Annotated in this window: 22 protein-coding genes; 10 read left to right on the plus strand and 12 right to left on the minus strand. The window is 59.6% G+C overall.

The window, feature by feature from the left end:
- The first annotated feature begins 15 nt into the window (after positions 1-15).
- Positions 16-636, plus strand: coding sequence for a LysE family translocator (locus tag ACQUTG_RS01295; protein ID WP_428917673.1), 621 nt, complete (start codon positions 16-18; stop codon positions 634-636).
- A gap of 5 nt (positions 637-641) precedes the next feature.
- On the opposite strand, the gene ACQUTG_RS01300 is transcribed toward ACQUTG_RS01295, so the two are convergent.
- The 4 genes from ACQUTG_RS01300 to ACQUTG_RS01315 form a co-directional block, all read right to left on the minus strand.
- Complete coding sequence (locus ACQUTG_RS01300) at positions 642-1,313, minus strand: NAD(P)H-binding protein (RefSeq protein WP_428917674.1); 672 nt, start codon at positions 1,311-1,313, stop codon at positions 642-644.
- Between the two features lie 136 nt (positions 1,314-1,449).
- Positions 1,450-2,976 (minus strand): tripartite tricarboxylate transporter permease, encoded by a 1,527-nt coding sequence (locus ACQUTG_RS01305; protein WP_428917675.1) that lies wholly within the window; start codon positions 2,974-2,976, stop codon positions 1,450-1,452.
- Positions 2,976-3,422, minus strand: coding sequence for a tripartite tricarboxylate transporter TctB family protein (locus ACQUTG_RS01310; RefSeq protein WP_428917676.1), 447 nt, complete (start codon positions 3,420-3,422; stop codon positions 2,976-2,978). Before ACQUTG_RS01310 ends, ACQUTG_RS01305 begins: the two co-directional genes overlap by 1 nt.
- Entirely contained in the window at positions 3,419-4,396 is a 978-nt protein-coding gene (locus tag ACQUTG_RS01315) for a Bug family tripartite tricarboxylate transporter substrate binding protein (protein WP_428917677.1), read from the minus strand. The genes ACQUTG_RS01310 and ACQUTG_RS01315 overlap by 4 nt, the downstream gene beginning before the upstream one ends.
- A gap of 239 nt (positions 4,397-4,635) precedes the next feature.
- On the opposite strand from ACQUTG_RS01315, the gene ACQUTG_RS01320 reads away from it, so the two are divergent.
- The 3 genes from ACQUTG_RS01320 to ACQUTG_RS01330 all read left to right on the plus strand — a co-directional run bounded on the left by ACQUTG_RS01320 (position 4,636) and on the right by ACQUTG_RS01330 (position 7,635).
- Entirely contained in the window at positions 4,636-6,252 is a 1,617-nt protein-coding gene (locus ACQUTG_RS01320; RefSeq protein ID WP_428917678.1) for an ATP-binding protein, read from the plus strand.
- Entirely contained in the window at positions 6,249-6,935 is a 687-nt protein-coding gene (locus ACQUTG_RS01325; RefSeq protein ID WP_428917679.1) for a response regulator, read from the plus strand. The genes ACQUTG_RS01320 and ACQUTG_RS01325 overlap by 4 nt, the downstream gene beginning before the upstream one ends.
- A 184-nt stretch (positions 6,936-7,119) precedes the next feature.
- Positions 7,120-7,635: a DUF2244 domain-containing protein gene (locus ACQUTG_RS01330; protein WP_428917680.1), complete on the plus strand. Its 516-nt coding sequence runs from the start codon at positions 7,120-7,122 to the stop codon at positions 7,633-7,635.
- A 7-nt stretch (positions 7,636-7,642) separates the two neighbouring features.
- Here ACQUTG_RS01330 and ACQUTG_RS01335 read toward each other — a convergent pair whose 3' ends face one another.
- On the minus strand, positions 7,643-7,867 hold the full coding sequence (locus ACQUTG_RS01335) for a hypothetical protein (RefSeq protein WP_428917681.1): 225 nt from the start codon (positions 7,865-7,867) through the stop codon (positions 7,643-7,645).
- A gap of 84 nt (positions 7,868-7,951) precedes the next feature.
- A complete protein-coding gene (locus ACQUTG_RS01340) occupies positions 7,952-8,854 on the minus strand; it encodes an alpha/beta hydrolase (RefSeq protein ID WP_428917682.1) in 903 nt (300 codons plus the stop codon).
- Between the two features lie 120 nt (positions 8,855-8,974).
- On the opposite strand from ACQUTG_RS01340, the gene ACQUTG_RS01345 reads away from it, so the two are divergent.
- Entirely contained in the window at positions 8,975-9,988 is a 1,014-nt protein-coding gene (locus tag ACQUTG_RS01345) for a GlxA family transcriptional regulator (protein WP_428917683.1), read from the plus strand.
- A gap of 38 nt (positions 9,989-10,026) precedes the next feature.
- Here ACQUTG_RS01345 and ACQUTG_RS01350 read toward each other — a convergent pair whose 3' ends face one another.
- Both ACQUTG_RS01350 and ACQUTG_RS01355 read right to left on the minus strand, forming a co-directional pair.
- Complete coding sequence (locus tag ACQUTG_RS01350) at positions 10,027-10,800, minus strand: substrate-binding periplasmic protein (RefSeq protein WP_428918438.1); 774 nt, start codon at positions 10,798-10,800, stop codon at positions 10,027-10,029.
- 150 nt (positions 10,801-10,950) lie between these two features.
- Positions 10,951-11,805, minus strand: coding sequence for a diacylglycerol/lipid kinase family protein (locus ACQUTG_RS01355; RefSeq protein ID WP_428917684.1), 855 nt, complete (start codon positions 11,803-11,805; stop codon positions 10,951-10,953).
- A gap of 168 nt (positions 11,806-11,973) precedes the next feature.
- Between ACQUTG_RS01355 and ACQUTG_RS01360 the strand changes: the two genes are divergently transcribed.
- Positions 11,974-12,876, plus strand: a complete 903-nt coding sequence (locus ACQUTG_RS01360) for a haloalkane dehalogenase (RefSeq protein WP_428917685.1) — start codon at positions 11,974-11,976, stop codon at positions 12,874-12,876.
- Here the strand turns inward: ACQUTG_RS01360 and ACQUTG_RS01365 are convergent.
- The 4 genes from ACQUTG_RS01365 to ACQUTG_RS01380 form a co-directional block, all read right to left on the minus strand.
- A complete protein-coding gene (locus ACQUTG_RS01365; RefSeq protein ID WP_428917686.1) occupies positions 12,873-13,781 on the minus strand; it encodes a DMT family transporter in 909 nt (302 codons plus the stop codon). The genes ACQUTG_RS01360 and ACQUTG_RS01365 overlap by 4 nt on opposite strands.
- 103 nt (positions 13,782-13,884) lie before the next feature.
- On the minus strand, positions 13,885-16,071 hold the full coding sequence (locus tag ACQUTG_RS01370) for a hypothetical protein (RefSeq protein WP_428917687.1): 2,187 nt from the start codon (positions 16,069-16,071) through the stop codon (positions 13,885-13,887).
- A complete protein-coding gene (locus tag ACQUTG_RS01375) occupies positions 16,068-16,826 on the minus strand; it encodes a TVP38/TMEM64 family protein (RefSeq protein ID WP_428917688.1) in 759 nt (252 codons plus the stop codon). Before ACQUTG_RS01375 ends, ACQUTG_RS01370 begins: the two co-directional genes overlap by 4 nt.
- 136 nt (positions 16,827-16,962) lie before the next feature.
- Positions 16,963-17,202: a TIGR02647 family protein gene (locus ACQUTG_RS01380; RefSeq protein ID WP_428917689.1), complete on the minus strand. Its 240-nt coding sequence runs from the start codon at positions 17,200-17,202 to the stop codon at positions 16,963-16,965.
- Between the two features lie 81 nt (positions 17,203-17,283).
- Here ACQUTG_RS01380 and ACQUTG_RS01385 point away from each other — a divergent pair, with 81 nt between their 5' ends.
- From ACQUTG_RS01385 to ACQUTG_RS01400, 4 genes are all read left to right on the plus strand, one after another.
- Entirely contained in the window at positions 17,284-18,639 is a 1,356-nt protein-coding gene (locus tag ACQUTG_RS01385) for a dicarboxylate/amino acid:cation symporter (RefSeq protein ID WP_428917690.1), read from the plus strand.
- A 167-nt stretch (positions 18,640-18,806) separates the two neighbouring features.
- Complete coding sequence (locus ACQUTG_RS01390; protein WP_428918439.1) at positions 18,807-19,463, plus strand: lytic transglycosylase domain-containing protein; 657 nt, start codon at positions 18,807-18,809, stop codon at positions 19,461-19,463.
- A gap of 104 nt (positions 19,464-19,567) precedes the next feature.
- Positions 19,568-20,866: an ATP-grasp domain-containing protein gene (locus ACQUTG_RS01395; RefSeq protein ID WP_428917691.1), complete on the plus strand. Its 1,299-nt coding sequence runs from the start codon at positions 19,568-19,570 to the stop codon at positions 20,864-20,866.
- A gap of 32 nt (positions 20,867-20,898) precedes the next feature.
- Positions 20,899-22,911 (plus strand): CocE/NonD family hydrolase, encoded by a 2,013-nt coding sequence (locus tag ACQUTG_RS01400; RefSeq protein ID WP_428917692.1) that lies wholly within the window; start codon positions 20,899-20,901, stop codon positions 22,909-22,911.
- The last annotated feature ends 33 nt before the right edge of the window (positions 22,912-22,944 follow it).

The following is a 22,944-nucleotide window of genomic DNA, read 5'->3' on the forward strand; positions in this document are numbered from 1 at the left end:
AAGGATTGATCTGCCATGACCCTCGCCACCTGGCTAACCGTTGTGACCATCTGCATCCTGGGTGCCATGTCCCCGGGCCCATCGCTGGCGCTGGTTCTCAAGCAGACATTGAGTGGTGGCCGCAGAAATGGCGTGATTACTGCCCTGTCCCACGGGGTCGGCGTCGGCATCTATGCGTTTCTGAGTATTCTGGGGCTGGCAGCCGTGATCACAGCCTCTCCGGCGGCGTTCGCGGTTCTGCAATGGGGCGGTGCCGCCTACCTCGCCTGGCTGGGCGTCAGGGGGCTGATGGCCCGGCGTCCGGAAAGCGATGAACTACCCGATGCCCCGACCACCCAGAGCGCGGCCCGGGACGGCTTCCTGATTGCCTTCTTCAATCCGAAAATCGCTGTCTTCTTCCTGGCCCTGTTCAGCCAGGTGGTCGGCACCGACACCAGCCTGCTGGCGAAATTCGGCTATGCCGCCACGGCGCTTATCATTGACACCAGCTGGTACCTGATCGTGGCCTGGCTGTTCTCCAATCCCCGCTGGCTGGATGCACTCCGGCAGAGGGCAGTCTGGTTCGAGCGGGTTTTCGGTGCAGTCCTGATAGGTCTGGCCGGCCGCCTGGTGGTGGGAATCCTCAACGGGAAATAAGCCGGTCAACCCGCCAGGGCGACAATGTCCGGGTATTCCCTGACCTGAACCACACGCTCAGCCGGTTCCGCCGACGATACCCCGCACACTTCGTTCACCATGGCCTCGGCCACGGTCTCCGCCTTGATCGCCCGGTATTTGTCGAGGGGTCCGATCAGCACCCGATTCACCAGTGGCATGGCCATCTGGCCCAGCTCCTCGCCTCCCCGGTGCTCCTGGCGATTGCCCAGCAGCAGGCTCGGGTGGTAGATCGAGAGGTAGGGAAAATCCAGATCCCGGACCGCATCCTCCAGCTCCCCCTTCACCCGGTTATAGAAAATGGTGGATGAGGAAGAGGCGCCAATGGCGGACATCAGAATCAGGGACTTCGCACCCTGTTCCCGCGCCAGCTTGGCCGCGGCCAGCGCATAACCGTAATCCACTTTCCGGAAGTTCTCCTGGGAACCGGCTTTCTTGATGGTGGTTCCCAGGCAGCAAATGAGGGCATCCACCGCAAACATATCGGCATGGGCGGTGAGATCATCAAAGTTCACCACATGCTGGTCCAGCTTCGGATGTTCCACCGACACCGGTTTGCGCACCGGCACGACCACTTTGCTGATCGCTTCCCGGCTCAGCAACTGCTGCACCACCAGACCGCCGGTCAACCCGGTCGCCCCCAGCACCATGACGTTCATGCCGCGTTTCTCCCTGATCTTGTTTTTGGAATGCACGGCGTAAAGTCTATCAGTCGGACGGATATAAAAAAGCACCGGGCAGGGCCCGGTGCAAAGACTGACAACAGATCGTCAGGTGGGAGCAATAAGGTTTCCGTCAGTCGCTGACGGGAGATTCTTTCATGGCCGCGTTGATGCGTCGGCGCAGGAGCGGACCAACCAGGTAAGGCAGCACCAGACCAAGGCCGGCAACGATCCAGAGCCCCATGGCCAGCGGGCTGCCCCAGAGGATGCTCCAGTCTCCGTCCGAAAGCACCATGGCATGGCCCAGGTTTTTCTCCATCTCCGGCCCCAGCAGCAGGCCGAGTATGATCGGCACCAGGGGAATTTCCAGCTTGCGCAGGAAGTAACCGGCCACACCAAAGGCCACCATGAAGTAAAGGTCGAAGGTGCTGTGGCTGATGGAGTAGATGCCCACAAACGCGACCATGGTGACGATCGGCAGCAGGTACATCGGCGGCACCGACAGCAGCTTCACGAAGAAGCCCACCAGGGGGATATTGAGTACCAGCAGAAGCACGTTGCCAATGAGAAGGGCGGCAATGACACCCCAGACGATGTCGGCGTTCTGGGTAAACATCAGCGGACCCGGCGTGATGTTCAGGGAGATCAGCATCGCCAGCAGCACAGCGGTGGTACCGCTGCCGGGAACCCCCAAAGTCAGCATCGGCACGAGGGCTCCGGAGGAGGCACCGTTGTTGCCGGCCTCCGGCGCCACCACACCGCGGATATCGCCCTCACCGAACTTGCCTTTCTTGCCAACCACCTGCTTCTCCAGGGTATAGCTGATGAAGCTGCCCAGAGAGGCGCCGGCCCCCGGCAACACGCCGGAGATAAAGCCCAGGATACCGCCCCGCAGTTGCGTCGGGATGGTGGTCACCAGCTCTTTCAGACTCAGACTGAGCTTGCCGACGGACATTTTCTCCCGGCCGCCGCCCATGCGATGCTCCACGAAGAACAACAGCTCGGAGATGGCAAACAGGCCCACGATCGCCAGGATGAAATCGATGCCTTCGTACAGCTCCAGCACGCCGAAAGTATAGCGCTGGGTGCCGGTGGAGATATCGATACCCACCGTGGAGATCATGATGCCCAGGGTCGCAGCCACCACTGTTTTCATCGGGTTCTTTCCGGTGATTCCGCCAAGGGTGGCGAACGCCAGCAGGAACAGGGCAAAGTATTCAGCCGGCCCGAAGGTCAGGGCAAATTTCGCCAGTACCGGCGCCAGCATGATCAGGCCGATAGTACCGATCAGACCACCCGCGAACGAGGCGATGGCTGATACGGCAAGGGCATCCGCTGCCCGGCCCTTCTGCGCCATCGGATAACCGTCGAGACAGGTCATCATTGCCGGCTCATCACCGGGAATGTTGAGCAGGATCGAGGAGATCCGCCCGCCATACATGGCACCGGCATAGACTGCGGTCAGCAGGATCATTGCCGTCTCCGGGGGCAGTCCCAGAGTGAATGCCAATGGGATCAGGATGGCAACGCCGTTGGCCGGGCCCAACCCGGGCAAACACCCGATCAGCGTCCCTACGAATGCCCCGAACAGGGCATACATGAGGTTATAGGGGGTCAGCGCAACGGCGAACCCCTCCATGAGAAAGCCGAGGGTTTCCATCAGTTCACCTCCAGCAAGCCCGCGGGCAGGCTCAGGGACAGGCCGTAGTTGAACAGCACGAATACCACTACCGCGCTGATCAGCCCGGTCAGGAAGGCCCGCTTCGGCGCCGCGCCCATGCGCCAGCTCAGGGTACCCACTGCCAGGGTGGTGGCGATGATGAAGCCCAACGGCTCGAGCAGCAGGGCATAGACGATGAGCACCACCACCGAGACCACCAGCTCCAGGGCCGATTTGCCGATCGGCCAATGGGCATCCGGATCCGGCTTGATCATCAGATACAGGCTGCCTGCCACCAGTACCACTGACAGGATGGTCGGGAAGGTTTCGGGGCCCACACTCTCGGCGCCGCCGAATGGCTCGGGCCACTGTTGGGCGGCCCAGCCATAGGCGACTGCGAGGACCAGAAGGCCCAGGCCGAGTATGCGATCACCGAAGCCCGTCATTTCAGCAACCCGATTTCGCGAGACAGCTTCTCGATGTCCTGCACCTGGTTACGGACAAACTCGTCAAACTGGTCCGCCGGTGGGTGGAACGGGATCAGGCCGTTGCTCTTCATGACCTTCTTCCATTCCTCGCTCGCGTACAGGGTGTCCACGGCCTCGACCCAGTATTGCTTGGCTGCTTCGTCAGCCCCCTTGGGCATATAGAAACCGCGCCAATTCGGGCCGACGGCGTCAATCCCCTGTTCTTTCGCAGTGGGGATATCACTGAACTTGCCCGGCAGGCGCTCGTCCGCCAGAACGGCCAGCACGCGCAAGTCACCGGACTCCATGAAACCGGTAGCCTCGGAAATATCACCGGTGAAGGCATCGACCTGACCACCCACTACCTGGGTCATGGCCTCACCGCCGTTGTTGTAGGAGAGGTAGGGAATGGACGGCAGCTTGTCTGCGCCCGCCGCCTTGGCCGCAATCAGCACCTTCAGGTGATCCCAGCCACCCCGGGCGCTGCCACCGGCAAACTTGACGGATTTGGGATTGGCTTTCACGGCATCCATCAGATCGTTGAGGTTCTGGAACCCGGAATCCTTACCGACAGCGATGATGCCGTAATCCGCGCCCAGCGCACCGACCCAGGTCACCATATCGGCGTTCATGCCCGGAAACTGTTTCTGGGCCAGACGGGTGGTGGTTGCGGTGGATGCCGCCACCAGCAGTTTGTTGTCTTCTGCACGCTTGCTCACGGTGTGGGCATAGGCCACGCCACCGCCGGCACCTGCCATGTTTATGGTCTGAACGGTACCTTCTACCAGGCCCAGGTCCTGCATCACGTTGCCGACACTGCGACAGGTGAAATCCCAGCCGCCACCGGGATCAGCCGGGGCGAGACATTCCACTTTTCCGGAGGGCTGCCAGGCCATGGCAGACATGGAGACGGCTGCAGCCGCCACGAAGGACAGGGTTCGCTTGATAAACATTGTTGTCACCTCAATCAGCTTGTTTTTGTCATCACTCCCGAGGCAGGACCGGTCCCTGGCGTTGGCAGACCAGAGGAGTGAATGAACGCAGATTAATAGGTGAAACCCGAGACACTGAAGCTTGTGCACGTAATGCCTTTAAAGAGCGTTAAGGGTATTTTGTGCATAAAGATCACGGGCATGCGGCGCGGGGATGCAGTACCCTGAACAGCAAACGACAAGAAGTGTTATTCCGATCCGTGTTGCGAAAGACCAAACTCAAAACCCGCATGATCCTCACCCTGGGGGTACTCGGCGCGCTGCAGACTATCCTGATTGGCGGCTTCGCCGGCTACTACCTCAGCGAATCCCTGTACGAGGAAATCGGCCAGCGCGCGCTGATGGTCTCCAAGACCGTGGCGGCCTCACCGGCGGTGATCGAAGGAGTCCGGTCCCGGGATGTTCCCGGCCTCAATCGTCTGGCCCGACGCCTGGCGGAAACCAACGAAGCGCTTTTCATTGTGATCGGCGACCATGACGCCATCCGCCTGGCCCACCCCGACCCGGACCGCATCGGCTTTTCCATGGGGGATGACGACGGTGACTACGGCCGCAGAGCGCTGGTGGAAGGCAACGCCTACGTCGCCCGGGCCATGGGCAGCCTCGGCGAGTCCATGCGTGGCAAGGCACCGGTGATCGTTCCGGAGACCGGTGACATTATCGGCATTGTCTCTGTCGGCTACAGTCTGGAGCAGGTGGAAGCCACCATACGCCGATACAACCTTGTGCTTTACGGAGTGGTTGGTTTGATGCTGCTGGTCACAGTGATCTCGGCCATTGTCATTGCCGGTCGCTTCAAACGGGCGATTTTCGGGCTCGAACCGGAGGAGATTGCCCGCCTGTTCCGTGAACGGGAAGCCACTCTGCAATCTGTCCGCGAAGGCATCATTGCGGTGAACCGGGACGGCATCATCACCACCGTAAACCGGGCCGCCTACGAAACCCTCGATCTGCCCCCGGATGAACCACTCGCGGGCAAACCCATCCTCGAGATTCTGCCGGAAAGCAGCCTGATGTCAGTTCTGGAGTCCGGGCAGCCGGATTTTGACCGGGAAATCTGGTTGCGCGGCCGGCAGATGGTGGTCAACCGCCTGCCGGTGCGTCAGGGCGACGAGATCATCGGCGTGGTGGCCAGTTTCCGCCTGCGCAACGAACTCGATCAGGTCAGCCGCCAGCTCACCCGCATCCAACAGTATGCCGATACCCTGCGCAGTCAGACCCATGAGTACTCCAACAAGCTCCATACCATCGCCGGGCTGATCCAGATTGGCGCCAATGAGGAAGCGCTTAACCTGATCGGCAGCGAGGTCAGTGACCACCAGGCACTGCTTCACCTGCTACTGGAGGCGGTGCCCGACCCGGTCATCGCTGGCTGCCTGCTTGGGAAATACAACCGGGCGCGGGAAATGGGATTGCGCCTGGATATCGATCCCGACAGCCGGATGGCCGATATTCCGGATCTCCTGCCTCGGGATCAGCTGGTCAGTGTACTCGGCAACCTGATCGACAATGCCCTGGAGGCAACCCGCCAGCAAGTCGGGACAGACGGTCAGGTGCGACTGTCGATGACCGACCTGGGTGAGGAACTGATCTTTGAAGTGGAAGATGAAGGCCCCGGCATACCGGAGGACACCCAGCACCGGATCTTCGAGCGCGGGGTCAGCACCAAGGGTGAGGAGCATGGGATTGGCCTGCACCTTGTGCAACAGTTCCTGAACCGGTGGGGAGGCTCGGTCACCGTCGAGAACCGGCCCGGGGGAGGCAGCCGGTTCACCCTCTATCTGCCCAAGCAACCGGAAGGGAGACGCAGCCCGTGACACCGATTCGGCTTCTGATTGTTGAGGATGACCACAAGATCGCCGAGATCCAGCGCCGGTTTGTGGAACGACTCGAAAACGTCGAGCTTTGCGGTATTGCCCATACCCTGGCCGACGCCCGGGACCTCGTTGACGTCATGGAACCGGAACTCATCCTGCTGGACGTCTACTTCCCGGACGGCAATGGCCTTGAACTACTGCGGGAGCTGCGGGCCCGGGACAGCGGCTCGGACGTAATCCTGATTACCGCCGCCAAGGAGGTGGAGACTCTCCGCAGTGCGCTGCGTGGCGGTGTCTTCGACTACATCCTCAAACCCCTGGTTTTCGAACGGCTGCAGGAAGCGGTCAATCGCTACCGGGAACATCTGGACAAACTGTCCACCCTGAATCAGTTGGCCCAGAAGGAAGTGGACGCCCTGTTACCCCGTGGCAGCCAGGAAACCGACCAACCCCGACAGGAACGTCTGCCCAAGGGCATTGACGGGCTCACCCTGGACAAAATCCGCGACGTGATCGCCCATGGCGGGCACTGGAGTGCTGAGGAAATGGGGGCAGAAATAGGCGCATCACGTACAACCGCCCGACGCTATCTGGAATACCTGGTCGGCACCGGAGAGCTGAGCGCCGAGGTAAGCTATGGCACTGTAGGACGGCCTGAGCGGCGTTACTGTCTGAAAACCTAGCTACCCTTTTTTACCGTTATCAGCTCGCCCTGCCCTTCATTCGTGCCCACGAATCCGAGGCGGATCTGATCGGGCTGACCATCATGGCCCGTGACGACGATTTTCCCATCCTGAGCATTCTTGACTATGATCAATAATTGAACAGCCAGCGTAATTTCCAAAGTGAAATGGCGAGGCATCAGGCATGGTTGAGAAACTGGATCACCCCGGCGGCGGCACCCGGCTGCTACTGACCCCAAACCGTTCATTGAGCTGGAAAGGCAATGTCCGGATCTGGATGGGACTGGTTGTGCTCTCGGCCATCATCGGAATCGGCTGGGCGCTTGCAGGCGCCTGGGTCATCCTGCCTTTTGCGGGCCTGGAGCTGATTGCCGTCGCCGTCGGTATCTATATCACGTCCCGCGATTGCCAGCGCAAGGAAGTCCTGACCATGGAGAGAGACAGGATCCTGCTGGAAAAGGGCCGGACACAGAAAAACGCCCAGTGGACCCTGCCGCGCCCCTACACCCGCTTGCAGCTGAAAGCTCCGGTCCACCCCTTCGCACCGGCCAAGCTATTCCTCAGCCACCGCGACCATCGTATATCCCTCGGCGGTTTTCTGAATGTGGAGGATACGCAGAGACTGATAGAAACCCTTGAGTCCCTCGGTTTTGTCCCGGAAAGAAAACAGCCCGATCCGGAGATCGGGCTGTGGTTCTGAACAGCGGCTATTTGGCAGGCGGAGTCTGCTTTCTCGCCAGCACGTAGTAGACCAGACTGATGACGCCACAGATGATGAGAATCCACCCGGCGCCTTCCGCCATGTCTGTATCGCCGCTGCTCAAGCCGATCAAGACAACGATGCCGATTACGATACTGTACATCGCCGACAGAAAAAGAATGATCAGACTCTTTCGGGGCTCATGTTTTATTACCGTTTTCGGATCTTCCATAGGAACCTCCGGTTCGGCCGGTAAGCGTCGAGCAAAGCCCTCATTGTGCTTGCCCTATACACGAGATTTTAGGTCATTTTTTGATCATTCAACCCCGGACAACCGATCATATACCCGCTCTATCACCTGTGGATGCCAGAGCAGCCGATAATGGCCGAGACCCCGGGTGCGGAATATCTGCGCATTCGGCCACCCGCCAAAAACCGTTTCGCTCTGGCCGACCGGGATCTGCTCATCGTCACGGTCCACGAAAATGAGTGCACGGCCAGGCAACTCCGGCGCCAGCGTATCGAACGAAAATTGCTGCCAGACAGACTCACCGAACCGTTGCTCCATACGCCCACGGTGTCCGGCAATCAGTTCCGGCGAGAGGCCGAGCGTCCGGCCGAAGCCCTCCACCACCGATGCCAGGTCCCTGGGTGGTGCCAGTAGAAAAATGTCCTCCGCCTGAACGCCATCCACCATAGCCCGCGCCAGGGCGAGACTTCCTATGGAATGGGCAACAACAGCCTTGAGAGGGCCGAAGCTGTGCGCAACGCGATAGACCGCCTCGGACATTTCGAACAGGTCCGTACGAAGCCCCTGCGCCCGCCCATGACCAGGTGCATCGAAGGTGACAACGCGGTAGCCGGCTTTTACGAGCGGACCCACAAAGGCACCGAACTGGATCCCGGCTCCGGACCAGCCGTGGACCATCAGGATCGTCGGCCCGAATCCCCAGCTGTACACCGGAATTGTCTGGCGGCCAACCCGAAGCTGGGTATAGCCTTCGGCCTCCTCATACAAAAACTCATAACGACTCGGTGCGGGCAAGCGACTGGGGGTAAAGAACAGATGTTCCACTGCGTTCCCGGCGAGCGCTGGTGAAACCCGGTGCAACCAGTTCATGCCCTTTCCCAACAGGGCAACTTTGCCGCTGGTCGGCGACGCTATACGGCCCTTAACACGGGTCGCATTTCGGGTACTGATACGAGACTGAATGGTCATGGCAAGTCCTCCTTACCCGGAGGACAGGATGCCCTCCTTCATCACACGTCCAGAGTAAGACTTGCCACTGCGGGATCGGAGTGTCATATTTGACATGTTAAATGCGAAAAGGGCCATACCATGATCAAAGTTGCCGTCGTTGCCCTTCCCTACTGTCACGGCAGTGGCATTCTCGGGATTATGGATTTTTTCGCGGCCGCGAATTTCTGTGATCAGTCTCCGGGCAACACATCAGGCCAGCGATTCGATTGCCAGATTGTGACGATTGACGATTCCCCGGTGACCACCTACAGCGGAGTCAGCATTGCCCCGACAACCACCTGTGACAGTTATCAACCTGACCTGGTGATTGTCGGATCAGCAATGGAGGCGGTTCTCGGTGATCGTCACATCAATCAGTCGCTGGCCCGATCAACTCCCCTTCATGGGTGGCTCCAGGACGCATTTCGGCGCGGTGCGACCGTTGCCAGCGTGTGCACCGGCAGCTTTGTTTTGGCAGAAGCAGGTCTTTTGAGGGAACAGGTAGCGACAACGCACTGGCGCGCCGCGCCCGCATTCCGCCGCCGGTATCCGGACATCCGGCTGGAAGCGGATCAGCTGCTGATCGACAACGGGCAGATAATCTGCGCCGGTGGTGCAACCTCCTTCATCGATCTCTGCCTCTACCTTGTGGAAAAGCTGGGCTCGCCCTCCCTGGCCCTGGCCTGCAGCAAACTGCTGATCATTGATGCCCGCCGTGCAGAGCAGACCCCCTATATGAGCTTTTACGGCAGCAAGGCACACCAGGACGAGGTGATTGAGCGGATACAGCACTGGCTTGAAGTGCATTATGCAGAACCCCTGACCATAGACGACTTGGCGGACAAGGCAGGGTTGGGTGCCCGGACATTCAAACGGCGGTTCAAGGAAGCCACCGGTGAAACGCCACTACACTATGTCCAGCAGCTACGCGTGGAAGCCGCGAAACATCAGCTGGAGTCGACACAGAGGCAAACTGCCCGGATTATCTGGGACGTGGGGTATGAGGACGCCAGCTCCTTCCGGAGATTATTCAAGCGCACCGCGGGTTGTACAATGGAGCAGTATCGTCGTCGATTCAGCTATGTGACACCACGACTGGCCGCCCATCCATAGGAACCCGGTCATCCAGGACCGGGTTCCTCAGGCTCAACTCATTCGTAACTGGCGACAATCGAATCGAGTTCGCCTGCGCCGCGGGCCTCATCCAACGCTTTCTGGAGGTCAGCCACAACTTCCGGCGAGGTCTCCTTGCTCACCGCCAGGTACATGGGCGTTTCCCGGAACACCAACACCGGCTTCAGTCCCTCGATATCATGCTCTTCCCTGGCCACCAGCGGGCCAACCAGACCATCGGTTACCCACAGATCGGCCTGGCCCAGCACCAGACGGCGGGCATTCACATCCCCGGACTGGCTCATGACCACATTGAAGCCCTTACTCACCAGATAATCCGACATTACATCGCCCTTGTAGCCGGCAATGCGCAGATCTTTGGCGTCGTCCAGGCTGGACAGGGTGATGTCGGAATCCGGTGCCGCAAACAGGGTCCACTTGATGGACGCCAATGGACCAACCCACTGGAACTGATCTTCCCGCTCATCGGTACGGGCAGTGCAGAACAGACCATGGTTCTCGCGGCCCTGGACCCAATCATAGGCATAGCTCCAGACCCGCATTTTCATGACATAGTCATAGTCCACCCGGGCCAGCATGGCCTTGACCATGTCGGTGCAGATGCCGGTAATCTCGTCTTCGCTGTGGGCAAAGCCCTGACCGGATTTGGAGGCATTATAGGGCGGGTAGTTCTCGGTAAAGATATACAGACGCTCGGCCGCCAGTGCTGATGATGCTGTGCCGGCCAGCACCAGGGTCAACAGCGCAGACCTTGCGGCCCGGAACAGGGAGCCCATGGTGGATGCAGTCATGACGCGCATTCTTTTATCCTTCTCGGCGATTCTCGTTGGATAGTGCGATGGAGGTGCAACTGGAGGTTTCCGCCAGTCAATCTGGTAGTTTATGCCACTTGGCCCTTTATCATCGCGCTTTCGACACGGAAAGTCAGTGACAAAACGTATCTACGGGGCAATCACCTGGAGGGATTGGTATTGGCAGGATACATTCAGCGGGGTCTTGCCGGCGATGTCACCATCCGCCGTCACGGTCTTGGGCTTGCGGGTGCTGACCGTGCAGTGTTTACCCTTCAAATGCACCAGGGTACTGGTTCGGGTTGGGGCCTTACGGTTGAGCCGAACCATCACGAACGTCAGCAGCAACTGGGCCACTGGCCGGGGCCTGACCGCGATCACCTCTAGATAGCCGTCATCCGGCGCCGCCTCCGGAATCTCGTGGCCGCCGCCGAAACTGGTGCCATTGGCCAGGGCAATGGACAGCCAGCGACCGCGCACATAGCCTTTGCCACAGCGGATCTCCGCCCGAAAACCGCGCCTGGCGTTCAGTCGCCGAAGCAGTTCAAGCACATAGCTGAAACGCCCCAAGAATTTTTTCTTTGGCCCTTCGGATTCCCGGGCCGGGAGTGTGCCCAGCCCGACATGGGCCACATTGAGAAAAACCCGGTCGCCAAACTGGGCAATGTCCACGTGCCGGCCGGGCCCGCGAGCAATAAGCCGGCACAGCTCGCCAGGATCCTCCGGGAGCCCGATATTGCGGGCAAAATCATTGGCTGTTCCCGAGGGCAGAACCGCGAGCACAGCCCGTTTCTCAAGGCAGATCCTGGCGCCATAATTCGCTGAACCGTCGCCACCGGCCACCATAACCACGTCTCCCGGGCGGACTTCGGATGGCCAACCGTCATCAGCGATGTCCCGGCATTCCGGCGTCTCCACACCTGCTCCGGCGAGGTGTCTGAGCCAGAAGGCCCGGTCTCTTTGACCGTCACCCGCGTCAATATTTGCCAGCAGCCAATGGGTCATAATCCCTGCACTTTCCTTTTCCCGGACCACTACCCTAAACCAACCAGGGCGGATACGCAGGGTTCTGACATTAAAGGTTGGCAAAAAAGGATTCACGACAGGGTGTTGCATTTATCGCAGCCCGGTGAAATGGTTGCAGTACAAGAACAACAATCCCCGGGAATAAACATGAAATTCGTCAGAACACCCGAAGAGCGCTTTGAGAATCTGCCTGACTATCCCTTTGAACCGAATTACGTGTCAGTGGGGGAGCTGCGAATGCATTACGTGGACGAGGGTCCGGCGGGTGCAGCCCCGATCCTCATGCTGCATGGAGAGCCGTCCTGGTCCTACCTTTACCGGTACATGATTCCGCACTGCGCAGGCGCCGGTCATCGCGTGATCGCTCCCGATCTGATCGGATTCGGCAAATCCGACAAGCCGGTCAACGTATCGGATTACAGCTATCAACAACACATGGACTGGATGCAGGCGTTCATCGATAAGCTGGACCTGAGGGATATCACGCTGGTATGTCAGGACTGGGGTTCGCTCATCGGACTGCGCCTGGCGGCAGAAAACCCCGACCGTTTTCGTGCCATCGTCGTCGGTAACGGCATGCTGCCGACCGGTGACCAGAAAGTCCCCCCGGTGTTCCGGGCATGGCGGGCATTCGCCCTCTACAGTCCCTGGTTTCCCGTCTCGAAAATCGTTAATACGGGCTGCTTTCGAAAGCTCGGGCCGGGAGAATGCCGGGCGTACGACGCGCCCTTTCCCGACAGAAGGTTCAAAGCCGGCGCAAGGGCGTTTCCGGCCCTGGTACCGATGACTCCGGACGACCCGGCCAGTGAGGCAAACCGGAGAGCCTGGACGAGCCTGGAGCAATGGGAAAAACCGTTCCTGACCGCATTCAGCAACGGAGACCCTATTACCCGTGGAGGTGATCGTTACATGCAGAAGCGTATTCCCGGTGCCAGAGGCCTCCCTCATACCACCCTGAAAGGTGGCCACTTTCTGCAGGAGGATTCGCCCGTCCCGTTCGCAACGGCCATCAATCAACTGCTGGAAAACCTGGAGCGCAACGAAAATTAACGTGTCGCCGTTTTTCCGGCTCTTTCCGGAGCCTTCACAGTGACCAGCGCGACGCCGGTGATGGCGACAAGTCCCCCGGCAATCGCCAACGGCCCAAGGCGTTCACCGAACAGGAGGTAGGCCTCCAGCGCAGTTACCGGCGGCACCAGGTAAAACAGGCTGGCGACCTGGGATGCGGCACCTCGCCGAATCAGCCACATCAGGATCAGGATCGCGCTGACCGACAGGCCAAACACCAGCCAGCCCAGGGCCAGCTTGAATTCCAATGTCCACTGCACCTCGCGGGTTTCCAGGGTAAACGCCCCGATCGCGAACAGGGTGCCTGCCGCGGCGTACTGGATCATCGTGCCGGAAATCAGATCCACACTGGTTCCATGGCGTTTCTGATAGACCGTGCCCAGGGAAATACCCAGCAGCGCCAGCAACGCCCAGATCAGTGTATGGGGCGGGATACCGACTTCCGTCGACGGTGCGCCCAGCTTTTCTGTCAGCACCAGCGCGACACCAAGCAGACCGAGGGCAAGACCAATCCACTGACGCACACTGACGGATTCCTTCAGGAAGATCACCGCTGCCAGCGCCGTTACCAGTGGCTGCAGCCCGACAAGGAGAGAAACCACACCGGCCGACATGCCCTGGTCTATGGCATAGAACACACCTCCCAGGTAAAAGCCATGCACCAGAATCCCCGTGACCGCCAGGTGACCGGCGCCGCGCCAGCCTGGCCACCGGGCTTTCAGCACCAGGGCCAGGATGCCTAGCGGGATCAGCGTCAGCAGCATCCGGATCAGCAACATGGTGAACGGTTCGGCGTAAGGCAGTCCGAACTTGCCACCGATAAACCCTGTGCTCCACAGCCAGACGAACAGTGCCGGGACAAAGAAAGTATAGAAAATAGGGGGCATGGTCAGGTTCCGGTCTCCAGTATCTGCATTGGCAACACTCTAGAAGTTAGCAGACAAACAAAACAGATACAGGCACCGGACAGAGCAACCGGTACAGATGAGGTCACCCGGGAAGACGAACCTCTACCTCCGGAGCCTCACCATGCCAGTCAGCATCCCACGTCACTTTGGCCTTGTCCCCGGGCCGCGGCTCGATGGTCACAGTCACGGTGCCAAATCGGGTTGGCGCCGGGCCGAAGCGGATCGGCTTTTCCTGGGCCAGCCAACGCTCCGGGATTCCCGAGGCAAGGATCAGTCGATTGCCCTCCTCCCGGATAAAGCAATTGCGGATCATCAGCACCCACTCGGCTGCCGCCCAGACATGATGACCATCTCCCATGCAACCGCCGCCGGTGGCTGGATGGATCGCCTCCGGCCACTGGCCGGTCGGGGACGCCATATCGGCCACGGCATCCATCAACTCCACATGGCGCCGATCGCCCGCCCGCAGCAGGACCTGGGCCACGTGCAAGGTGAGGTAGGCGTTCAGCCCGGAATGAATCATGTCCTGGTAGAACGCACCATGGACAAAGCACCTGTCGATCAGGAAATTGGCACAGTCCAGCAGGCGCTCGTCATCCGGTTTCATCAACTGGGTCGGATAGCCTGCCGCCAGCGAACCAATAGCGCCGGCATCCAGCCGGCGATAGGGTGACGCCGGCATGCCTGGACGCTGCAGGCGCTGCTCACAACTGGCAAGGCTGCGCTCGACTGCCTGATTGAATTCCCGGGCGCCAGCGGCAAAGGTCTCACTGGCTTCGTGATCCTGATCCCTCAGCAGGTTTGCTGCAGCCTTCAGACCGGCAATACCCCAGAAGTCATCCCAGTAATAATAATCGTTCGGCCCCAGATGTTCGGCACTGAATCCCGCCGGCAACAGGCCAGCATGCGGTGCGTTCAGGTTGCCACTGAGCCGTTTCTTCTGGATCCAGCGCGCCCCTTTCATGACCGGTGCTTCCCAGCGTTCCGGCAGATCCCGACCGGTCAGTTGGCAAAAGCGGTCCAGAATCCATAGCACTTCGCCATTGGCATCCCATTCACCTTCCTGGGAGCGGAAATAGCCATCCCGCATCTGCCGATCCGGAAACTGGTTGAGCGCCCGCTCGGCCCTCTCGGTCAATCCCACGCTCAACAGTGCGTGGATGATGAAGGCCGCGTCCCGGAACCAGAATCGTTTGTAGGTATAGGGCCCCGGATAGACATCCTTGGGGGAGTGCAGAATCAGCGAGCTCACCGCCGCGTCATAAAGGAACTGGTATTTCTCGTCCGGACACTCCAGGCGCGCGGTGTCCTCCCGGACCCGGTGCCAGGCATCCGGTCCGGCCGGCGCCAACCCCGCCACCTCGAGAGGAATGCTGACCGTCAGTTCCGAGGGCTCCCCGGCCGTTACCGGGAACAGGGCCGCGGCAGTGACCATCCCCACGTCACATTTGCCTTTGCTCTCCTGTTGCCGGTCCATGAGGTGAATGTGAACGTCCCCCTGTTTGTAATCAGACACATGATGGGATTCCGGGGTCCGGTCAAATTTAACGGACTGGGCGCCATCCACCAGCCAGCCGCTGCCATCCTCCTCCAGCTGAACCTGCTGGATAAAGCTGATGCCCTCAGGATTGGCCGGCCGCAGGGACAACACCAATGAGGCCTTCACATCCGATTCAGCCTGCAGCGTGAACTTGCACACCGGCCGCCCATTCTCGATGGCCACGCAGCTGCGGCTGGTCAGCTTGAGGCCATCCTGGACCGTTTCGGTGACCACTACCGGAGTATCCACCAGTTCCTGCCACTGGCGGGCCTGTTTTGCGCGGGAAGGCAGCAGGCAGCGCCCGTCCTCCGCCAGTAACCATCCGTCAAGAGACCAGCCATCGTACAACGGGGTCACCAATCCCCGGGGATCGACGATCGGTAACTCATCCACGTCCGGCTGACCGATAGCCGTCCAGTTCCGGTTGGTGAGGTTGATATGGGTTATGGAAAAGGCTCTGGGAACAAAGGCCGTGTCGGTGGGATCGAACTGGCGCTCCACCCAGTACGGCCAGACCCAGTCCAGGTTGTGCTGGATCACCCGACTGTTGATCAGCCCCCGGGCGTGAAAAACCACGCCGGCCCGGAGCAGCTCGATAGGCTCGCCCACCTCCGAGGGTTGGGCAAAACCGTGCAATTTGCCCAACAACGCGATCGGGTCGAGGAAACCATGCCGGCGCGCCACCCGCTTGATGATGTAGCGCCAGGGCAACCAGTTCATCCAGCTCATTCAGTATCCTCCTGTCCCATCGGTTCGGTTTCCATCCGGTATCGGGCCAGAGCCCGTTTGGCCAGCCGGTTCAGGAACACCACGGCCAATACGGTGCCGACAAAGCCAGCACCATAAATAGTCCATTCCAGTGGCGTACGGGCGCTTTCGCGAACCCCCAGGGTGGAGAGGTCCGCCGCCAGCGAACCCAGGTAAACGTTGTGCAGTGAGAAAGGAATCACCCCAAGAAAGGTGCCCGCCACAAACCCGGGAAAGGAAAAACTGGTCAGCCCGAACAGATAGTTGGATACCTTACCCGGGAAAAACGGGATCAATCGCGTCAGCAGTACGATCTTCCAGCCGTGCGGTGCCATCTCATCGGTCACCATCGACAGTTTCGCCCGGGTCCGAATGTAGATGTGTGCGGATTCGCCAAAGAAATGACGGGCGATCAAAAAGGCCATCGCGGCCCCGATGGTGGTGCCGATCACCACGTAAACCGTGCCTTCAACGACGCCGAACACAAAGCCGGCCCCCGTGGTCAATAAAACACCCGGCAACAGCAGGACCATGGCGGCGATCATGATCGCGATAAAGAAAAGCGCCGCCCAGGCACCCTGCTCATCGAACCACCGCAACAAGTCGACGATCTGTTGATGTACACCCAGGGCATACAGTATCCCGACAATCAGACCGACACCGGCAATACTGCCAGCCATCCACAGCAGTGGCGATCGGGTCCAGTTGGCTCGTTGTTTCGGTTCGGAGACGGCCACCAAACACTCAACTCCTTGCCAAGGCTGACATTTCAGGCGGAAACGTTTCTCTGTCCGACTTTACCGTAACCCGACAGCGCGGCTGGCCTCAAAGGCGTATTCTCTCGGATGGTACGTACCGCCGCTCCGCCCGGACTCACCTGCTGGTAAGCATGGACTGCAGCTTGTGGGTCAGCTCAACCGCCTCGGTACCCATCGGTGTCAGGTAGCCACCATCCTTCTGGCTGATCAGTCCCTTGGCGAACAGGCTCTCGGCAGCCCGGACCGTTTCCGGCGCAGCGGAATGGGCATGCACCTTGATGCCCTCCTGCATGGAGGTAGAAGGAAACTGCAGTAACAGATTGAGCTCTGCAAGGTGGTTCGGCGAGAATGGCATGGCACTTCCTCTTTTTTATGACTGATCTGTTTTCAGTCTAGGCTCAGGTCAGCACTTGGCAAGCACAGGGACGAAGCCAGCATGACAAATAACAGCGAAGACTTCCCGAACGATTACCTGCGGCCACTTCGACACCTGAACGTGTACCTTTCCGGACTCGTGAAGGGACGACTCTGGCTCAAAGTATTAATCGGGATGGGGACCGGCCTGGTGGTCGGCACCCTGCTCGGTCCCTCGGTCGGCCTGATCGAGCCGGAACGGGGCCGGTTGATCGGTAACTGGCTGGCATTTCCCGGTCACCTCTTCCTCGCCACCATACAGATGATTGTCATTCCGCTCGTGATCGCCTCGGTGGTGCGCGGCCTCGCCTCCAGTGAAGATCTTTCACAACTGCGCAAGCTCGGCATGCGGGTGTCCATTTTCTTCGTCATCACCACTGCCATCGCCGCTTCCATCGGGCTCTGGGTTGGTGGCCTGATTAACCCCGGGCGCATGCTGACCGGGCTGGCCACGCCAGCGACGGAACCCTCTGACGAAGTGGTGAATGCCACGATGCCCAGTGTCGAGGATCTTCCCCAGACCCTGTTGGGGCTGCTCCCCGGCAATCCCCTGGATGCCATGGTGGAGGGTCAGATGCTGCAGGTCGTGATCTTCTCGATCATCGTCGGAATTGCACTCGTCAGCATGGCACCGGAAAAGTCCCGACCCATGCTGGACCTGCTTGATTCCCTGCAACAGGTCTGCATGACCGTGGTGAAATGGGCAATGCGCCTGGCGCCCTTCGCCGTCTTTGGCCTGATGGCCCAGCTCACCACCACCATCGGTTTCCGGGCCATGTTGGGCATGGGTTCCTATGTCTTGACCGTCCTGCTGGGACTGCTGATATTGCTGGGATTCTATCTGCTGATTCTCAAGGTTCTGGTGGGCCAGCGGCCATTGCAATTCCTGAAGGACAGCCGTGATGTCCTGCTGCTGGCGTTCTCCACTTCCAGCTCCGCCGCAGTGATGCCGCTTTCCATCCGCACCGCTGAGGACAAACTCGGGGTGCGACCCTCGATCTCCGAGTTCGTGATCCCCCTGGGCGCGACCATCAACATGAATGGCACCGCACTCTACCAGGCGGTGGCAACCGTGTTCCTGGCCCAGGTCTATGGCATTGACCTTGGCTGGGGCAGCATGGCGCTGGTGGTTGCCATGGCGGTCGGCGCCTCCATCGGTTCGCCGGCCACACCCGGCGTTGGCATCGTCATCCTTGCCATGGTGCTCCAGACCGTGGGCATACCGCCGAGCGGTATCGCATTGATCATGGGGGTGGACCGGATTCTGGACATGTGCCGCACTGCCATCAACGTCACCGGTGACCTGGTGACCTGCCGACTGATGGAGAACTGGTCCGGTACCCGGTTACCACCGGAACCGGCGCCGGCCGATTCATAACCGCAACAAATCGCATCAGTCGGATTACAGTTAATGAGACCCTGGCCCTTTGCCACAGGGCCGGGGACTGAAATAATAGGCTACTCGATTATTACTGGCAGGTTACCGGCATACTCTGGACCATGGCAAAACGATCACACATTCCTTCACTCGCGCTTACCCTGTTCATGCTCTCGGTTGCCATGCCGGCGCTGGCCGGTGGCATCAAGCGCATTGTCCATCCGGATGGTACCGTCGAGTACACCAACACCAAGAGCCAGGACGCCCCGATTGCCTCCACCGGCAATGAGACGGTCTATCGCTACACCGACGAAAACGGAGTTGTTTCCTACAGCAGCATTCAGCCGGCGAATGCCAGGTTCGATGTCATCCGCTTTCACTGTTACGCCTGTGACCCGAACTCGAAGGTCGACTGGCGCAAGACCCCGCTGTTCCTGAAGCCCTACCAGCAGGAAATCCAGACTGCGGCCCGGGAATTTGATGTGGACCCCGCCCTGGTGCGAGCCGTCATTCATGCCGAGTCCGCGTTCAACCCGAAGGCCCTCTCGCCCAAGGGTGCCCAGGGGTTGATGCAACTGATGCCGGGCACAGCCCAGGAGCTCGGAGTGGGCAACGCCATGATAGCGGCCGAAAACATTCGTGGCGGCGTGAACTATCTGGCCCGGATGCTGGACCGCTTCAACGGTAACATTCGCCTGGCCACCGCTGCCTACAACGCCGGCCCGGGCGCTGTCACCCGCTATAAAGGCGTTCCTCCGTATGCTGAAACCAAGGCCTATGTGGAGCGCGTGGGCATTCTTCACGAGCGTTATGCTGCACGATAGCTAATATCAACCAAAAGCCCACCCTGAGAAAACAATTCACATTGGCGCCGTCGGTTCACAGTGTCTAAGAAGAGTAGACAGTTGATGGAAAGGGCGCTGGTGTCATGGAATCGACCCGCAAGAACATTTTCGTCTTTGGTGCGGATGAATTTAATCTTTCGCTGATCCGGTCCCTGGATACCGCAAACCGATACCATCTCCACACCCTCTTTGACTACAGCGAGATCAGGGCCGGAGATGAGTTCCCGGTAAAAGAGCTTTATGAGGGCGCACTGCAACAACTGAGCAACTTCGAGGGATCGGTTGATGGCATTGTGGGCTACTGGGACTTTCCGATATGCACACTGCTACCCCTGTTGCGAAAACCCTATCACCTGGCCTCCCCCAGCCTGGAGTCAGTACTCCGGTGTGAACACAAATACTGGAGCCGGGTCGAGCAACGCCGAGTCATTCCGGACTACATCCCGGACTTTTGCGCGGTTGACCCGTTCGCTGATGACTACCGGACCCAGCTCACCCTGGATTACCCCTTCTGGATCAAACCCATCAAATCAGCCTCCTCCTATCTGGGTTTCAAGATCCGGAACGATGCGGAACTCGACCATGCGATTGAAAAGATCCGCGCCGGCATTTCGCGGTGGGGCAACCCCTTCAATTACGTGCTGGACTTTGCCCGATTGCCGGAAGACGTCGCCCGGGTAAACGGCAACTGGTGCCTGGCCGAGAAGATCATCTCCACGGGCAGGCAGTGCACTCTTGAAGGGTACGTCTATGGTGGCGAGGTCACGGTGTATGGCATTGTCGATTCAATCCGGGAGGGTAAACACCGTTCCAGCTTTTTCCGCTACCAGTATCCCTCATCCATTCCCCGGCGCGTCCAGGAACAGATGATTTCGGTCACCGACCGGTTCCTGAGTCACATTGGCTTCGATAATGGACCATTCAACATCGAGTTTTACTGGAACAGCCACTCTGACCGAATCTGGCTGCTCGAGGTCAATACCCGGATTTCCAAGTCGCACTGCCCTCTGTTCCAGAAAGTGGATGGCCAGGCAAATCACAAGGTCATGGTGGAACTGGCTCTGGGCGAGCGCCCCCATTTCCCCCATCGGGAGGGAAAGCACCGCCTGGCAGCCAAATTCATGTGGCGAATGTATGAAAACGCCATCGTGAGGAAGGTACCCACTACCAAAGCCCTGGCCGAAATTCAGCAGCGCTTCCCGGATGCCGATATCGAATTGCACGTCGAGCCCGGCGTAAAGCTATCGTCGCTGAAAGACCAGGATAGCTATAGTTACGAGATAGCGGTGGTCTTCCTCGGCGCCAACTCCCAGAAGGAACTGCTACGCAAATATCGCGAGATACAGGAGTCCATGGAGATCGAACTTGAGCCAATGACTTGAGCGATGTCCTCGCAGAATACAGGGGTACAAGCATGAAGATCATAGACGAGCTGCCTGAACAGGTCCGCCACATTGAGCACCAGTGGATTCCGATGCCCGACGGCACTCGCCTGGCGGCTCGCCTATGGATTCCCGAGTCAGCCGAACAAACACCGGTGCCCGCCATCCTCGAATACATCCCCTATCGCCGGCGGGACGGCTCCCGGCTCCGTGATGAGGCCAACCACCCCTATTTTGCAGGTCATGGATACGCTTGTATCCGGGTCGACATCCGCGGCAGCGGGGACTCCGAGGGCGTACTGACTGACGAATACCTCCAGCAGGAACTGGACGACGGTGTGGCCATTCTCGCATGGCTGGAGGAGCAACCCTGGTGCAATGGTCGGGTGGGCATGATCGGCATCTCCTGGGGCGGATTTAATGGCTTACAGATCGCTGCCCTGCAGCCACCTCAACTCAAGGCGGTAGTCAGTGTCTGCTCGACCGATGACCGGTACGCGGACGATGTCCACTATATGGGCGGCTGCCTGTTGGGTGACAACCTGTCCTGGGCTTCGGTCATGTTTGCCTACAACTCCCTGCCGCCGGACCCGGATATCGTCGGAGACCGCTGGCGTGACATGTGGTTCCAGCGTCTGGAAGGCAGCGGGCTCTGGCTGGAAACCTGGCTGCAGCACCAGCATCGCGATGATTACTGGCGGCATGGTTCGATATGTGAAGATTTCTCCAGGATCGAGGTACCGGTCATGGCCGTCAGTGGCTGGGCCGATGGGTACTCCAATGCGGTTTTCCGTCTGCTGGAAAAACTCCCGGGGCCACGCCTGGGCCTCATTGGCCCCTGGAGCCACAAATACCCGCACCAGGGTGTGCCGGGACCCGCAATCGGGTTTCTGCAGGAATGTCTGCGATGGTGGGACAAGTGGCTCAAAGACCGGGAGACCGGCATCATGGAAGAACCCACGTTGAGGGCCTGGATGCTCGACAGCATGCCGCCATCCACGTCTTACCATCAGCGCTTTGGTCGATGGGTCAGCGAGGCAAAATGGCCCTCCCCGGCGACCATCGAGCGCCACTTTACGCTGGCCCCCTACCGACTGGTGAAAAGCCACAGCACGGCGGATGTCGCCACTCTGGCCCTGCAATCCCCCCTGAGCAACGGTTTGTTTGCCGGCAAATGGTGTTCCTACAGCAACACCCCCGACCTGCCCCACGATCAACGGGAAGAGGATGGTGGTGCCCTGGTCTTCACCACAGACCCTCTGGAGGAAACCCTGGAGATACTCGGGGCACCGGTGGTGGAGCTCAATCTTTCGGCATCGGAACCGGTGGCTATGATTGCCGTCCGGCTCTCGGACATGCGCCCGGACAACAAAGTAACCCGGGTCACCTACGGTGTCCTGAACCTGACTCACCGGGACAGCCACGCGGCCCCATCCCCGCTGGAGCCGGAAGCTACCTATCGTGTCCGGCTGCAGCTCAACGGCATCGCCCAGAGCTTTCCCCGTGGCCACAGACTCCGTCTCGCGCTATCGTCATCCTACTTTCCCCTCGCCTGGCCACCGCCCAGGTCGACCCAGCTGAAAGTCCATACCGGGGGTAGCCGACTGATCCTGCCGGTGCGACGTCCGAAACCTCAGGAAATAAGCTTCCCCGAGCCGGAAAGTACACCCTCCAGCGAGAAGACCCAGATTCATGAGGGGCACCATGACTGGCGGGTGATCCGGGAGCTCGACAAGGATATTTCCACACTGGAGGTCATCAACGACAACGGAGTGTATTACCTGGAAGATCCCGACCTGACGATCGAGCAAAGCGTGAAGGAGTGGTACTCCTACCAGGCCGATGACTTCTCTTCGCCGCGGGGCGAGACGTTGGCTGTCAGAGCCTATCAACGGGGCGAATGGCAAATCAGGACCACCACAAGGACTGTGCTGACCTGCGACGACCAGAATTTCTACTTGGACGCCGAACTGGACGCGTTCGAGGGCAAACGGCGGGTTTTCTCCCGCAATTGGAACCGCATCATCAAGCGCAATCTGTTGTAGCGGGACCAGGAAGTCGGCAAAAGCGAAAACCAG

The organism is Marinobacter sp. DUT-1 (assembly GCF_050379415.1).
GTDB lineage: Bacteria > Pseudomonadota > Gammaproteobacteria > Pseudomonadales > Oleiphilaceae > Marinobacter.

Bases quoted from the DNA above. Each gene is read 5' to 3' on its own strand.
- ACQUTG_RS01295 (WP_428917673.1), top strand. From the start codon at position 16: ATGACCCTCGCCACCTGGCTAACCGTTGTGACCATCTGCATCCTGGGT.
- ACQUTG_RS01300 (WP_428917674.1), bottom strand. From the start codon at position 1,313: ATGAACGTCATGGTGCTGGGGGCGACCGGGTTGACCGGCGGTCTGGTG.
- ACQUTG_RS01305 (WP_428917675.1), bottom strand. From the start codon at position 2,976: ATGGAAACCCTCGGCTTTCTCATGGAGGGGTTCGCCGTTGCGCTGACC.
- ACQUTG_RS01310 (WP_428917676.1), bottom strand. From the start codon at position 3,422: ATGACGGGCTTCGGTGATCGCATACTCGGCCTGGGCCTTCTGGTCCTC.
- ACQUTG_RS01315 (WP_428917677.1), bottom strand. From the start codon at position 4,396: ATGTTTATCAAGCGAACCCTGTCCTTCGTGGCGGCTGCAGCCGTCTCC.
- ACQUTG_RS01330 (WP_428917680.1), top strand. From the start codon at position 7,120: ATGGTTGAGAAACTGGATCACCCCGGCGGCGGCACCCGGCTGCTACTG.
- ACQUTG_RS01335 (WP_428917681.1), bottom strand. From the start codon at position 7,867: ATGGAAGATCCGAAAACGGTAATAAAACATGAGCCCCGAAAGAGTCTG.
- ACQUTG_RS01340 (WP_428917682.1), bottom strand. From the start codon at position 8,854: ATGACCATTCAGTCTCGTATCAGTACCCGAAATGCGACCCGTGTTAAG.
- ACQUTG_RS01345 (WP_428917683.1), top strand. From the start codon at position 8,975: ATGATCAAAGTTGCCGTCGTTGCCCTTCCCTACTGTCACGGCAGTGGC.
- ACQUTG_RS01350 (WP_428918438.1), bottom strand. From the start codon at position 10,800: ATGACTGCATCCACCATGGGCTCCCTGTTCCGGGCCGCAAGGTCTGCG.
- ACQUTG_RS01355 (WP_428917684.1), bottom strand. From the start codon at position 11,805: ATGACCCATTGGCTGCTGGCAAATATTGACGCGGGTGACGGTCAAAGA.
- ACQUTG_RS01360 (WP_428917685.1), top strand. From the start codon at position 11,974: ATGAAATTCGTCAGAACACCCGAAGAGCGCTTTGAGAATCTGCCTGAC.
- ACQUTG_RS01365 (WP_428917686.1), bottom strand. From the start codon at position 13,781: ATGCCCCCTATTTTCTATACTTTCTTTGTCCCGGCACTGTTCGTCTGG.
- ACQUTG_RS01370 (WP_428917687.1), bottom strand. From the start codon at position 16,071: ATGAGCTGGATGAACTGGTTGCCCTGGCGCTACATCATCAAGCGGGTG.
- ACQUTG_RS01380 (WP_428917689.1), bottom strand. From the start codon at position 17,202: ATGCCATTCTCGCCGAACCACCTTGCAGAGCTCAATCTGTTACTGCAG.
- ACQUTG_RS01385 (WP_428917690.1), top strand. From the start codon at position 17,284: ATGACAAATAACAGCGAAGACTTCCCGAACGATTACCTGCGGCCACTT.
- ACQUTG_RS01390 (WP_428918439.1), top strand. From the start codon at position 18,807: ATGCTCTCGGTTGCCATGCCGGCGCTGGCCGGTGGCATCAAGCGCATT.
- ACQUTG_RS01395 (WP_428917691.1), top strand. From the start codon at position 19,568: ATGGAATCGACCCGCAAGAACATTTTCGTCTTTGGTGCGGATGAATTT.
- ACQUTG_RS01400 (WP_428917692.1), top strand. From the start codon at position 20,899: ATGAAGATCATAGACGAGCTGCCTGAACAGGTCCGCCACATTGAGCAC.